This window comes from Celeribacter sp., assembly GCF_048259695.1.
Taxonomy (GTDB): domain Bacteria; phylum Pseudomonadota; class Alphaproteobacteria; order Rhodobacterales; family Rhodobacteraceae; genus Celeribacter.
On record NZ_JBLXHL010000003.1, the window covers coordinates 255,869 to 267,828 of the forward strand.

The following is an 11,960-nucleotide window of genomic DNA, read 5'->3' on the forward strand; positions in this document are numbered from 1 at the left end:
AGAAATCCAAGCCTTCACTCTCGTCGAGATCTCTCAGCCGCCTGTCCGGCGGGGAGGTCGCTCTGGCCTCATGGCTTCGCAGAGATACATCTCTCAGCCGCCTGTCCGGCGGGGAGGACCGTCTTTGGTCCGTTGCCTGTTGAAACTGTTCTCTCAGCCGCCTGTCCGGCGGGGAGGTGTTCCCGCGCAATAGCGAGAACCTCGTCGATTCTCTCAGCCGCCTGTCCGGCGGGGAGGCTATGGGCTCTTGGGCTCAATAAATTCTCAAATCTCTCAGCCGCCTGTCCGGCGGGGAGGAACTATTCTTTCCGGCGCGGCCAGTCTCATTGTCTCTCAGCCGCCTGTCCGGCGGGGAGGCTTTTGAAGTGTTAGCGCATGAGCAAATAGGTTCTCTCAGCCGCCTGTCCGGCGGGGAGGGCTCCCTTTTCTTTGTAAAGAAAAGGGATGTCAGAGACTTAGGGGCTAACCCTAATTTATACCATATTTTCAAAGAGCATTTTAAGTTACTGAACTTTAGCGCTTTTTCCGAAGTCTTGCAAAAGATCATCGGGCGTGCCGCGTGTGAATCCGGTAAAGTCACTATAGGTCAATGCACAGCACAAGTCATCGCCATAGGTGGAAAATCCCACCCGCAAAAGGCTGCTGATGTCGGCTGCGGCCATCTCGCGATGTCCCCCCTGTAGGGCGTGCCAACCGCTTTCGGTCAGGGTCTCGAACAGGGCGCCGGGCGGTGTTTCTGGCCCGAACGACAGATCCTCCCCCATTTCGGTAAAGCGGCTCGATTTTGTCCCCGGTGCAAGGTTGATAAACCATTTGGCCGCGCCGAGGGTGGCGCCAATGAAACGAAGCTCGATGTCACGGGTGTCCGAGCGCCGGAACTTGCGGCTGCGCGTCATGGCAAGGGTCCACCGCGCGTTCGGGCAATAGATGTATCGCCCGAGGGGGTCTCTTTGATCGAGTGAAATCATCTTTCCCCGCAGCCATGTTTCGGCATCGCGCAAGGGGAACGGCACATCGGTACAAAGCAAGGGCATCGCGGTGATGGCGGTGAAATCGGCCTTTCCCGCCAAGTCGCTGAAATGGCGCCCGACAAAGGGCAAAAGGGTTTCGACCTTTGGCACACCGGTCGGTTTGGCGGGCGTGGTTTCGACGCCGGGCATCGCCAGTTCGCCTTGTTGCATCGCGATCGGGCTGCGGCCCAGAACGAGTGTATTCGGGGCCTTGCCCGATGCGGGGCGGTGACGGCAAACGCGGCCTGCGGATTGAATAACCGAACGGGTCGAGACGGGATCAAGGATCGCCCAGTCAAAATCAAGATCGTTGCCGGTTTCTATGACGGGTGTGGTGACAATGACAATTTCCACATCACGGGTCCCGATCGCGGCAGCGCGTGCGAACACGCCGGTGTCGGCGCATAGGGTTCTGACACCTATATTCGGGTCATGGGGGGCCTTGCGCGTGAGGGCGCGTTTGAGCCGGCTCTCGATATAGCCACGGTGCAAGCGGGGCATCTGGGCGTGTAGACAGACGATGAGCCGCAGGCGGTTTCCAACGGGGCCGGAGGGAAGTTGTACGGCTAGTGCCGTGGTGTGGGAAATCCGTGTCATGCGGATCATGCCAACGGAGACGCGGTGGCCGTCTATTTCTATGGCGTTCCGGTCATGGAGGCGGGAGCACCCCGCATCAATTTGACCGACCAGATCCCGCCATGTGTCACAAGGGGCAAGGATCTCCGCAGGCCTGAGGGGGGGCGCGGATCGCAGGGCATTGCGGATGGTGTCCTGACACCGGCCGAGGATATCGGGCAGGGTGCCGCCGTCGACATTGGTGAACACGCTGCCCGGGGCATCCCCGCAGATCAACAGGTTCACATGGTCCGCTCTGTTATGTGCCCGGGCGTATTCGGACCATCCGCGGCAATAGGCCGTGTGAAACGTTTCGGCGATATCGGCGGGCAGGGTTGCGGACATCAAGACAACCCGACGGCCCAAGGCCCCGACCTGAAAAACCAGACGGGCTATCGCGGCCAGATCTTCGGCGTCATATTGATCGATTTCGTCAAGGATCAGGTCGGAGGTCATCACGCGCAAGGATTGAATCAGGTAGCGCGCGTTTGTCGGGGCGGCGATCCCCATCAGGTGGTCAATGGTCCCGACCATGATCGGGGCCTGTATCAGTCGCTTTGCGGAGGCCTGATGCTTTCCGGCGTGTTCCAGAACCTCGTCGAGAAAGGCGGGCAGGCGGCGCCCCGTATCAAGGGACAGTCCCCGAAGCCACTGCGCCTCGCCGTCAGAGGCGAACTCGGGAATACGGGTGTTCGGGCTTTCAACCCGAAGCCATGGCGGCAGGTGTATGAGGCTCTCCGATCCGTCGTCAGGAGGGGGAGAGGTCGCGTCCGTACCGGTGTCGAAATCCAGTGGAGGATCTCCGATCAGGACCGACACATCTGTGCTTGAAAATCCGAGGTCCTCAACATATTCGGCTGCCGACTGGGTTGCCAGAACCCGCAGCCCCAATCCCAGACTCATGCGGAAATAACGCCGTTCGGGGCGTGTATCGCCGAGGGCCGCCCCTGCGAGGATGGTGGGGGCGCCCCGGGTTTTGCCTGTGCCGGTGCCGGCGAGGATCGCCGCAAAGAACCCGCCTTCGTGGCGCTCGCACATGGCCCGCGCGGCGTGTGCTGCCTCGCCTTGCCATGCAAAACGGGGATTGGTGGACACATCGGGACAGGCAATATCTGTGGGGAGCTCGGGCTCGTTGAGGGCGGGATATCTATCGCGCAGCCGGTGGGTCATATCATGTGCAAAACGTGCATAGCGAAAGACCCGCTTGACGTGGCGCGATACGCTATCTGCGGGGGCGTATGCCGAATGTGCATCGGGCTTTTTGGTATTGGCCAAATGGTCGGGCAGGGACGTTTGTACGGCTTTTTTGGCCGAGCCAAGGTGGTCTGCAAACATCAGGGACGCCCGCAGGGCGATGTCGGCACTTGCGTGGGCGCGTGCATGGGGGGCTGTCAGAGCGCGTGCCTGGCTGCCAAGTGCTGCAAGCCACCAGTGTTCGTGCCAGAACGGTGTTCCGGCTGCAATCGCAAGGTCGGTATCCCGATCCAGCGGGCTTTCGGTACGTACATGCCGTGCGCCCAACATGGTGACATGATCATTCTCGCCCTCGGGAAGGCGGTGGTGGGTGAGGATCAGCATCCCGATCAGATGCGACAGGCTGCCCGGACGTGCGACAAACCGGAACCCGAGGGCACTTTGTGGCGCACTGTGAATGGCTTGGAGCGGCTTGCGTACCGCAACGCAGGCTTGGTCAATCCGCTCGGGCGTCAGGGTTGCAAGGTGGGTTGAGAGGTCTGCATCTTCGCTCTCGCCAAACAACGCATCCCAGACGGCGGCGGAAAACAGCTCGTGACGCACCGCATCGGCTTCGGGCGCACCACCGTCAAGGGCGCGGCGCAGTTTGGACTGGAACAGAGTTGTGGCTTTGCCAAGGTCGTGGAACAGGGCCGCCAGTGCAACCGCCGCCAATCCGGCGTCGTCTCCGGCCTGTATCGCCGCCCCGCGCCGGAACTGCGAAGGGTGGGAGGACACGGGGACAACGCCGTCATCGGAGAATGCATGACGCGCCCCGATGCGGATAATCGGTTTTCGGCTTTGCGCAGTTTGGCGGATTTCATGGATGACCACGGCGGTGTTGCGGGTTGCGCGTTTGCGCAGTTCTTTGGCAACACGGTCCAGACAGGCATTGGTGGCCTTCCCGCGCCATGTCCGATCACCGATCCTCCAGAAATATCGGTCAAGAACCCGCGCAACCCTGTCTCTGGACGCCTTTTCGGATCGGCAAACTGCAATTATTTCACGCATTTTCGTGGTCTTTTCCCGATGAGGCCGCCGCGAGCATATGTTCGACTGTTGCAATCGCCTTTTTGAGGATTTCCGTGTCATCAAACGCGTTGATCAGGTGACCGCGGAATGTGCGTTCTGCATCTTTGGTCTCTTTTTCATGGGCGAGCGAGAAGGCAAGGGGCAGCACCAGAGCGTCTTTGAAACTGTCGGCAAGATCAAAGACCAAGCCGCCCGCGCGTGTTTTTCCGTGAAACACCGACATATGGGGAGGGATGCCCAAGGCCCAAAGGGCAGCGCCGGCCATCCCGTAACACAGGTAGTTCCCATGATCGATCAGGCGGTTCACTTGCCACACGGGATCGCTTTCGCGCCGGTCCCGAGCGCCCGATCCCGCCGCGCGCCGGAAAGTGTGACCTTTGGACAGGCCCGACATTTTGGCAAATTCAGCGTAGCAAGCCTTGGAAAAATTGCCCTCGAATCCCAACATCTGTTGGATGTCGGCACAGCTGTCCAGTGCGGTCTCGAAGCGGGTGCAAATCTTTGACAATCCTGACGTGTCTCGCTGCTTGAGCCGCTTTTGCGTCTGGGCTGCGCCGGTCTGTTTCATACGCGCGGTGCGATCCCGCATCACGGCCTTGGCCGCAAGAAGGGATTTTTCAGGATCGAGATACACCGGCAGCATCTCGCGGAAATGGCGCGTTGCCGTATAGGTGGTCAGCGCCCCCATATGCATCGGGCTGCCGCCGCTTCCCGTGACGGCCAGATGAACCCCCTCTTCGCCCAACAGCCGCATGGCATCTTGGGAAATAGACGTGCCTTGGCCGATGAACAGAACCGCAAGGTTGACATGGGGGATGTTGTACTCCCGCCGATATTCATCATCGGTTATATGATAGACAACCCTGTCACCCTCGACGTGAATGCGGGCGCGTTCAAGGTAAAGCGCCCCCTCGCGATCTGTCACCAGTAACCGTGGGCCACCTTTATGCTGCATCGTCCGCCTCGCCGGCGGCATCGGACAGCACGGGCAGAATGGCCGGCGCGGATGCGGATGACAAGCCGTAGGTTGATACCGTAAGAGGGCCGCCGCCATAGACGCCGCGGACTTCGCGGATATGCAAAACAGCCTCGCCGTGGCGCAGTGTTAAAAGCGTCGGATCGTGTTTTTTCACAGCGACGTCTTTGCCCAATGGTTTTCCCCGCCGTTCTGCGCGGGCTTTGTTGCGGCGGATCCATCCCGGCGTGTGTTTCTCACTGGACCGGTCGCGGACGTAGGCGCAGGCCGTTGTGCCGACATCAACGAAAATCTCCCCGATGTCGGCCGTTTCGATCATCCCGCGGCGCGACAGTTTCATCAGGCCGTCAAGGGTGACGAGCGCGCTGAGGGAGGCCGGGGACCCGATGAGTTCAAGCTCGTGACCGGGCAACATGGTGTCGCGGCCAAGGCGCATTGAGGGAAAGGCAACCGCGATAAAATCCTCGACACTGCCGTGCCGGTTGGCATGATGAACCGCGCGTAGCGCCGATACGAGCACATCCTGTGCAGCCCCCAGTTCGATGGCGGCACGCACGGGTTTAATCAAAAGGCGGGCGGTGGCCTGACACCGCCCTTGGCCGGCATTCAAATCCGTCATCCGTTTGCCTCCGCCTTTTTGCTGCTGGAGCCAAACACCCCGCCACGTATCAGGTTTGCCATGACGAAATGGGCATCGCCGGAGATATCGTCGGGACTTTGTGCGGCCTCGATCGCGCCAATCAGATCTTCGGCCTTGGCCCGCAGATCATAAAAACTGCGCTTGGATTTGGGGTTGCGCAACACGGCGCTGGTGTCCTGAACGCCACCATAGGGGTTCACAGCGATTGGCGCGTCATGCTCGTCGCTGCCGTGCCAGATATCGATATGGCGCAATGCCGCGCCGATTTTTTGCGAGTGCATGGAGGCTTGCATCAGATTGCGTCCGCCGTGGAACGTCGGAAGCTTGGCAAAGACGCGGCTCAGTTGTTTGTCCACTTTTTCGTCGCGGATATATTCCTGTGACGGGAACACCTCCTGACCCGGGTCCATCGTGGCGTCCCATGCCACCTTGATCGAGTAGGCGGTAAGGTCGGGGTTCGACAGGCCATCCGCCACGCTCTCGATCAGATTATCAAGCGCCTGTGCCGTCCCGCTCACGAGGCTGTCAGCGAGGCTATCGCGAGAGGCCGGAGCGTCAAGACCGAGTTTGAACGGATCAAAAACCAATGTGCCTGCATCCGGCGTATTGACCGTCACGGTCATGTGATCGGATTGGAACCGGTTGCGCCACGCAAAGCGGGCGTTTGCGATGTTCCAGACGTACAGCGCGGCGAGGGTGTGAAACCCGCCCGCCGTGCGATAGGCGCGGGCCATGCGTTCATAGGCGGCGCCAACATCGGTGTTGTTGCAGGCGTGCGGCTGAAGCGACAGCGGCATGAACCGGACCGAGAACGACAGGCGCACCCCGTCATGGCCCTGTGGCACAACCGCATATTCCACAGATTGGGGATTGCTCAATCCCGCCTTGTCTTTGGCGTTGTCCTGTGAGGTTTGCCCGCGAACCCCTTTTTCAAGGATTTCGACCGGTGTGAGCTTGCCGTCTTCGGCGGAGGAGGTTGCAAAGAACAGGCCTTCGGTGATTTGAACGGAGCGGGAAAAGGCGAGCATGCCTGTTTCGAGGGAAAGAGATGTGGATTTAGCCATGGGTCAAAACTTCCTTGGAGTGTTGGTCAGGTGAATGGGAATCGGGATGATAATCAGAGTGGCCGAGGACCAGATCGTCGCGCACGTCCCATGACCAGAACAGATCGTTCAGGCCAGACATTGTAAGGCCGGTAAGGCGGGCGTGCCGTACAGACACCAACTCGGCAATACCGACGACGGGTTCGGCAAAGACGTGCGGGATATCCTTGCTACGGGTGCGAAGGCGTTGCGGCACCGTTTCGGGATCCTCCAACAGGCGATACCCGACAGCGGACGGCACAATCCAGCCAAACCCGGGCGGGCGTTCCGCGGGGAACAGGAGGCTTGCAAGCCGGGCCAGACCGCTCTGGTCGGGTTCAAGATCGCCGGAGGTGATGAAACGGCGTTCGGCCTGCGCGGGCCGGATCATGGCATACCCGCGTCTCAGGTCGCGAAACGCCGAACCGTCGGCGGTTGCGGAATGTATTTCAACCGTTTCGTTCTGGATCAGCCCGCCGGCAATGCGGCGGCCAACCATGTGGTGTCTGAGCGCGGTTTCGCTGTCACATCCGGGAAGGTGGAGCAACAAAGAGACCTCCACATATCCTTTCAGGTCTTCCATGGTTTCGATCGGGGTGAACACGCCCGATTTGTTTTCCATTTCGGGTTTCGTGCGCCCCTCGCAAAGCGTGACGCGATGCAGGACCGGGATCACCCGCGCGCTCCACGGGGTCAGGCCGAGATTTCGAGCCAGAAGGTCCGCAAGCCCCAGAAAGGACAACGGGCTTGGCAGTCCCGCCGCAAAGTCGTTCATGATCAGATTGACATTGGTTGCGCGGATATTTTTCACCACAAATACGTTGCGAAGATCACTCATGTGCGGCCTCCCCTTCACCACGTAGTTTACGCAGGCGGTCCTCGAAATGGGAACTTGTGAGCGCCATTCTGGCGCGGTCGTACGCGTCGGTTTGCGGCCATCGCCGTCGCACCAGAAGTGTTGGGAGGGACGGAGGCTTGGCAATGGAGGCCGGATCAATGCCGTGGATCAGGGCGACATTGCGGGCCTCGGCGAGGGTTTCCGCAATGAAATTTCCGGCATCGCGCAGCATCCGGTCGGCCGTTCGGTCAAGGGCTGCACGGGTGTCGTGGTTGTTGTATGTTGTGTGTGCGTCCAACATGTCGGCATACCGCATCACCCAAAGGGCCACCTCGTCGTCGCGCCACCGCGGAAAGCTGCCGCCGTGAACAAAACGGTACATCTCTGCCTCTGCTTGATGCATGGCGGGGGGCATCGTTGCCAGAAACCGGACGCGCGGGCCGCCGATGGCACCGGAGATGTTTTGCGGTTTGGAGCTGACGGCCTGTTTTGCCCAACGGCCGCGGGGCGGGCGGGGTGCTCCGGGCTGTGCCTTTTGGAAATAGGCATCGGTGACGCGCTTCATTCCCATGAATGTTGTGGCGGGCGATACAGGCGTGATTTGGAGGTCGCTACCATCTGCGCGTGGTACAAAGATAATCGGAAACTCCCCCGCACCTAAATTCCGCGGCACAACAGGATCGGCCAGAAGGCCGTCTTTCAGGGCCTCCAAAATGTCCGCTCCGAACACCTCGCCAAAGGCTCCCAAGACCAAGTCCGAGTTTTCTTGTGGATTTAAAATATGGTCGACAACCGACATTGTCGCCCCGCCGATAACCTCGAGTGGCCGGTAGACCACCTTGCAAAACGGAATATCGGGGGCGTTGACCGACGGAAGGAGTGTCGATCTGCGGTTGGAGGCCGGATCATCGAACCGGAGGGTCGCATGGTCCCCGTCAACGCGCGGGCTCACGAGTTTAATAAGGTGACTGCCGCTCTTTTCGCAGATCCGGCGGGCGATTTGTGCCGTCAGCGGCTTTTTGAGCGCGCCCTTCATCGCCGTAAATTCGGCGTGAATCTGGTCCGGCGGAAGAGGCCGGCCCGGCGCCTTGAATGTCAGAAGGTCCTGAGCTTTCGCGGCCATGTTCGCATTTTGATCTTTAAGGGTGTCATCGGATACCATGTTCGCCTCACAAATGAATTGAAAAAACGATAGTTGGCTTCCATGGTGTCTCAAAGAATATAAACTTTCATTTTGAAAGAATCTTATGAATGGTCAGGAAATACACTTTGGTTGGATCGAGGCCTGTTTGCGCTATGGCGGTGTATTCGGTCCCTCCGAGAAAGTGGTGTATCAAAACAACTTCGGCCTGTCGGAGGCGAGCGCCTCGCGGCATCAGGCGGGGTTCGCCCGTGATTTCGAGCGTGCCGTTGGTCGGGTGCTTGTCCGCGATCAAAATGATCGACCGGTTGGTGGGCGCCTTGAACTGGTCGGGGACGTCACACTGCCATCTGCGCCTGTCTTTGAACAAATGCCGTCATTGCAGGTCTGGTTGAAAGCCAATCTTTGGGGTGGGCGCTACATTGAGGTCGAAGTGGAACGACGTGAACCCGAACTCTGGATCGTGCGCTCGATCTTTAAGGCGATCAAGTCAAAGACCCCGATTTGTGTGCGATACCATTCAAAAAACAACGACAGCACAAAGGTCCTCTCGCCGCATTCCATCGTGCATGTCGTGGGGCGGATGCATGTCAGGGCCTTCGATCATGGTTTGAATGATTATTTTGACTATGTAATGTCGCGCATTGTTCACGTTGAACAGGTGGGGGCCGAGCCCGCTTATGCCAACAAGGAAGAGGACAGGCTTTGGTCGGAGAGTGCGCGCCTGCAAATCAAATTCAGGCAGGGCGGTTCGCCAATTTCAAACCTGACATCCGTACAGCTTGACTACGGGGTCGATAGCCATGGCACGCGTGGTTTTCGCGTCAAAAAGGCGGTGGCCAAATATCTGATTGATGACATCGATCATGGGTTCGAGGCCCCTGTAACGGTTACATCACTGGATCCGCTATGACGTCAGACGAACAATAGCCGCGTGGCCTGTCGGTGCATCCAACCCGTTCCTCATATCAAACGGGGGCTTTAAGTCATTGATTTAGAAAATTATGGCGGAGAGACAGGGATTCGAACCCTGGGTACCCTTCGGTACAACGGCTTTCGAAACCGGCCCGTTCGACCACTCCGGCACCTCTCCGTTGTGCGCGATTTAGCCGCGCTTTTGGGTGACTGCAAGCCCCTTTTTGCAATTAATTGCCGCTTGTCCGGGTTTTAACGCGCCCTTTAGCACGTTGATGATAATGCCGCAGATGTGTGTGAGGGTGACTTGGCAAAGGGCAGGGGGGCAACTAGATTTGGATACAACAGGCCCGCCCGCTGTGCGATGCCATTGTCTCTGACCATGAGGACGCCCCGAATGCCCAAACATGTTTCCCTGCTCAAGATCGTTTTATCCGCGCTCATGGCGGGGCTTTTGGTGATCGCGCTCGGGCGCGGTGCAAAGGCCGACGGCGGGGCAAAAGACGTGGATGCCCTGATGGACGCGCTGCGCATGGATGAGATCGTCGAGGTTCTGGCCAAAGAGGGCCGCGCCATGATCGACCAGCTGGAGCGCGACGACGATGGTATTCCGCGCGAGGCCTGGGTGCGCATGTTGGCCGATTTGTACCGCGCCGATGTGATGCTCGACGCGTTCCGCGTGGAGATGGGTGTGGCGCTTGAGGGTGCGGATGTTGCGCCGATGGTGGCGTTCTTTCGCGGCGAGTTCGGCCAGACCATCGCACAGCTCGAACTGGATGCACGGATCGCTATGGGCGACGAGGCGATGGAAGACGTCGCGGCACAGGCATGGGCGGAACTTGCCCCCCAGAGTGCGCGGGCAAAGCTGATCGACGATTATGTGAACGCCAATGATCTGGTCGAGATGAACGTGGTCGGGGCGATGAATGCCGATTATGCCTATATGGTCGGATTGGGCCAAAGCGGTGATGCAGCGCCGATGATGTCGGACGAGGATATCCTGCGCGAGATCTGGAGCTATGAGCCAGAGGTGCGTGCCGATGTCTCCGAATGGGTCTACGGCTATTCAACCCTGGCCTATGAGCCGTTGAGCGACGACGAATTCGCACGGTATATCGCGTTTTCCAAATCCCCCGAGGGGGCGCGGCTCAACTTGGCGCTCTTTGCCGCCTTTGATGCGGTTTACGCCGATCTGTCGCGGGCTTTGGGCGCGGGGACGGGGCAGCTGTTGCACATCTATAGCGGTCAGGAGTTGTAAGATGCGCCACACGGGTGAGGCGCGTGGCAAAGGGGCGGATGGGCGACACTATCCGCTTGACTTGCGGGCGGTGTTCCACGATACACGCGCCACTTGACGAGCCATACGGGTCGATCGAGTCATTGTCTATTGGCCTCGGGTGCATCGCGCTTGTCTCGTTCGGGATAGCTAAGATAGTGAAATTAATGACAATCTCGTCCCCGTGGAGGGACGCGCTGTCTGAGGCAACAAACGTTGGGGCATGGACCCCAAGGCCAAAGGACGCGGGTATATAGAAAAGGACGACTGCATGTTTGCGGTTCTGAAAACCGGCGGTAAACAATACAAAGTGCAAAATGGTGACATTTTGCGCGTTGAAAAACTTGCCGCTGAAGCTGGTGAAACACTCCAGTTCAACGAGATTTTGATGGTGGGTTCCACCATCGGTGCGCCGTTTGTGGCGGACGCAGGCGTACAAGCCGAAGTGATCGACCAGATCAAGGGTAAGAAAGTTATCCACTTCGTCAAACGTCGCCGCAAGCACTCCTCCAAACGCACCAAAGGCCACCGTCAGCAGCTGACGCTTCTGCGCGTGACCAACATCCTTGAAAAAGGTGCCGACAAGTCCGGCGTGAAAGCGGCTCAAGGCGCAGGCTCTGTTCCTGCTGCTGCGAAAGCGGACGCTCCGAAAAAAGCCGCTGCCCCTAAAGCAGCAAAAGCCCAGGCGCCTGCCGCTTCCGGTTCTGACGATCTGACCGCCATCACCGGCGTCGGTCCCGCAGCAGCTGCGAAGTTGAATGACGCCGGCATCACCACCTACGCGCAGCTCGCTGCCGTAGATGCGGCATCCTTCGACGCCGTTAAAGTGAAGCCCGAGTGGGTTGAACAGGCCAAAGAACTGGCTCAGTAAGCGATAAGTTAGGAGATACTACCATGGCACATAAAAAAGCAGGCGGTTCATCCCGTAACGGTCGCGACTCAGCAGGTCGCCGTCTTGGCGTCAAGTTGTTCGGTGGTCAGGCCGCAATCGCGGGCAACATCATCGTGCGTCAGCGCGGCACAAAGTTCTGGCCAGGCGAGGGCGTTGGCCTTGGTCGTGACCACACGATCTTTGCAACCACCGACGGCCAGGTGACCTTCCACAAAGGTCTCAAGAAGCGCACATTCATTTCCGTGCTTCCGGTGGCCGAGGCCGCTGAATAAGCCGACCCGAAACGGTTTGAGAAAATCAGGGGGATCGG

At 59.1% G+C, this 11,960-nt stretch carries 10 protein-coding genes, 1 tRNA gene and 1 CRISPR repeat array (1 of these 12 cut by a window edge); of the genes, 4 read left to right on the forward strand and 7 right to left on the reverse strand.

What is annotated here, in order from left to right:
- A CRISPR array of direct repeats spans positions 1-417; the repeat unit is 28 nt; unit sequence TCTCTCAGCCGCCTGTCCGGCGGGGAGG; it begins 3,211 nt to the left of the window's first position.
- Positions 418-503: 86 nt separating this feature from the next.
- Genes ACN0Q0_RS07080 through ACN0Q0_RS07105 form a run of 6 tightly spaced genes read right to left on the reverse strand, consistent with a single transcriptional unit; the run spans position 504 to position 8,588 of the window.
- Entirely contained in the window at positions 504-3,869 is a 3,366-nt protein-coding gene (locus ACN0Q0_RS07080) for a hypothetical protein (protein WP_417242682.1), read from the reverse strand.
- Entirely contained in the window at positions 3,862-4,815 is a 954-nt protein-coding gene (gene cas1f, locus ACN0Q0_RS07085) for a type I-F CRISPR-associated endonuclease Cas1f (RefSeq protein ID WP_417242683.1), read from the reverse strand. The genes ACN0Q0_RS07080 and cas1f overlap by 8 nt, the downstream gene beginning before the upstream one ends.
- Before the next feature lie 19 nt (positions 4,816-4,834).
- Positions 4,835-5,485: a hypothetical protein gene (locus tag ACN0Q0_RS07090; RefSeq protein WP_417242684.1), complete on the reverse strand. Its 651-nt coding sequence runs from the start codon at positions 5,483-5,485 to the stop codon at positions 4,835-4,837.
- Positions 5,482-6,570: a type I-F CRISPR-associated protein Csy3 gene (gene csy3 / locus ACN0Q0_RS07095; RefSeq protein ID WP_417242685.1), complete on the reverse strand. Its 1,089-nt coding sequence runs from the start codon at positions 6,568-6,570 to the stop codon at positions 5,482-5,484. Before csy3 ends, ACN0Q0_RS07090 begins: the two co-directional genes overlap by 4 nt.
- Complete coding sequence (locus tag ACN0Q0_RS07100) at positions 6,563-7,426, reverse strand: type I-F CRISPR-associated protein Csy2 (RefSeq protein WP_417242686.1); 864 nt, start codon at positions 7,424-7,426, stop codon at positions 6,563-6,565. Before ACN0Q0_RS07100 ends, csy3 begins: the two co-directional genes overlap by 8 nt.
- Positions 7,419-8,588, reverse strand: coding sequence for a hypothetical protein (locus ACN0Q0_RS07105; protein WP_417242687.1), 1,170 nt, complete (start codon positions 8,586-8,588; stop codon positions 7,419-7,421). Before ACN0Q0_RS07105 ends, ACN0Q0_RS07100 begins: the two co-directional genes overlap by 8 nt.
- An 85-nt stretch (positions 8,589-8,673) precedes the next feature.
- Between ACN0Q0_RS07105 and ACN0Q0_RS07110 the strand changes: the two genes are divergently transcribed.
- The gene (locus ACN0Q0_RS07110; RefSeq protein WP_417242688.1) at positions 8,674-9,480 is read left to right on the forward strand and encodes a WYL domain-containing protein; all 807 of its coding nucleotides are present in this window, start codon (positions 8,674-8,676) and stop codon (positions 9,478-9,480) included.
- Positions 9,481-9,572: 92 nt separating this feature from the next.
- Here ACN0Q0_RS07110 and ACN0Q0_RS07115 read toward each other — a convergent pair.
- Positions 9,573-9,660: transfer RNA gene (locus tag ACN0Q0_RS07115), tRNA-Ser, on the reverse strand.
- 219 nt (positions 9,661-9,879) lie between these two features.
- Between ACN0Q0_RS07115 and ACN0Q0_RS07120 the strand changes: the two genes are divergently transcribed.
- From ACN0Q0_RS07120 to rpmA, 3 genes are all read left to right on the forward strand, one after another.
- Positions 9,880-10,740: a hypothetical protein gene (locus ACN0Q0_RS07120; protein WP_417242689.1), complete on the forward strand. Its 861-nt coding sequence runs from the start codon at positions 9,880-9,882 to the stop codon at positions 10,738-10,740.
- A gap of 289 nt (positions 10,741-11,029) precedes the next feature.
- The gene (locus ACN0Q0_RS07125) at positions 11,030-11,629 is read left to right on the forward strand and encodes a 50S ribosomal protein L21 (protein WP_417242690.1); all 600 of its coding nucleotides are present in this window, start codon (positions 11,030-11,032) and stop codon (positions 11,627-11,629) included.
- A gap of 23 nt (positions 11,630-11,652) precedes the next feature.
- Complete coding sequence (gene rpmA / locus ACN0Q0_RS07130) at positions 11,653-11,922, forward strand: 50S ribosomal protein L27 (RefSeq protein ID WP_417242691.1); 270 nt, start codon at positions 11,653-11,655, stop codon at positions 11,920-11,922.
- The last annotated feature ends 38 nt before the right edge of the window (positions 11,923-11,960 follow it).

Bases quoted from the DNA above. Each gene is read 5' to 3' on its own strand.
- ACN0Q0_RS07080 (WP_417242682.1), bottom strand. From the start codon at position 3,869: ATGCGTGAAATAATTGCAGTTTGCCGATCCGAAAAGGCGTCCAGAGAC.
- ACN0Q0_RS07090 (WP_417242684.1), bottom strand. From the start codon at position 5,485: ATGACGGATTTGAATGCCGGCCAAGGGCGGTGTCAGGCCACCGCCCGC.
- csy3 (WP_417242685.1), bottom strand. From the start codon at position 6,570: ATGGCTAAATCCACATCTCTTTCCCTCGAAACAGGCATGCTCGCCTTT.
- ACN0Q0_RS07100 (WP_417242686.1), bottom strand. From the start codon at position 7,426: ATGAGTGATCTTCGCAACGTATTTGTGGTGAAAAATATCCGCGCAACC.
- ACN0Q0_RS07105 (WP_417242687.1), bottom strand. From the start codon at position 8,588: ATGGTATCCGATGACACCCTTAAAGATCAAAATGCGAACATGGCCGCG.
- ACN0Q0_RS07110 (WP_417242688.1), top strand. From the start codon at position 8,674: ATGAATGGTCAGGAAATACACTTTGGTTGGATCGAGGCCTGTTTGCGC.
- ACN0Q0_RS07120 (WP_417242689.1), top strand. From the start codon at position 9,880: ATGCCCAAACATGTTTCCCTGCTCAAGATCGTTTTATCCGCGCTCATG.
- ACN0Q0_RS07125 (WP_417242690.1), top strand. From the start codon at position 11,030: ATGTTTGCGGTTCTGAAAACCGGCGGTAAACAATACAAAGTGCAAAAT.
- rpmA (WP_417242691.1), top strand. From the start codon at position 11,653: ATGGCACATAAAAAAGCAGGCGGTTCATCCCGTAACGGTCGCGACTCA.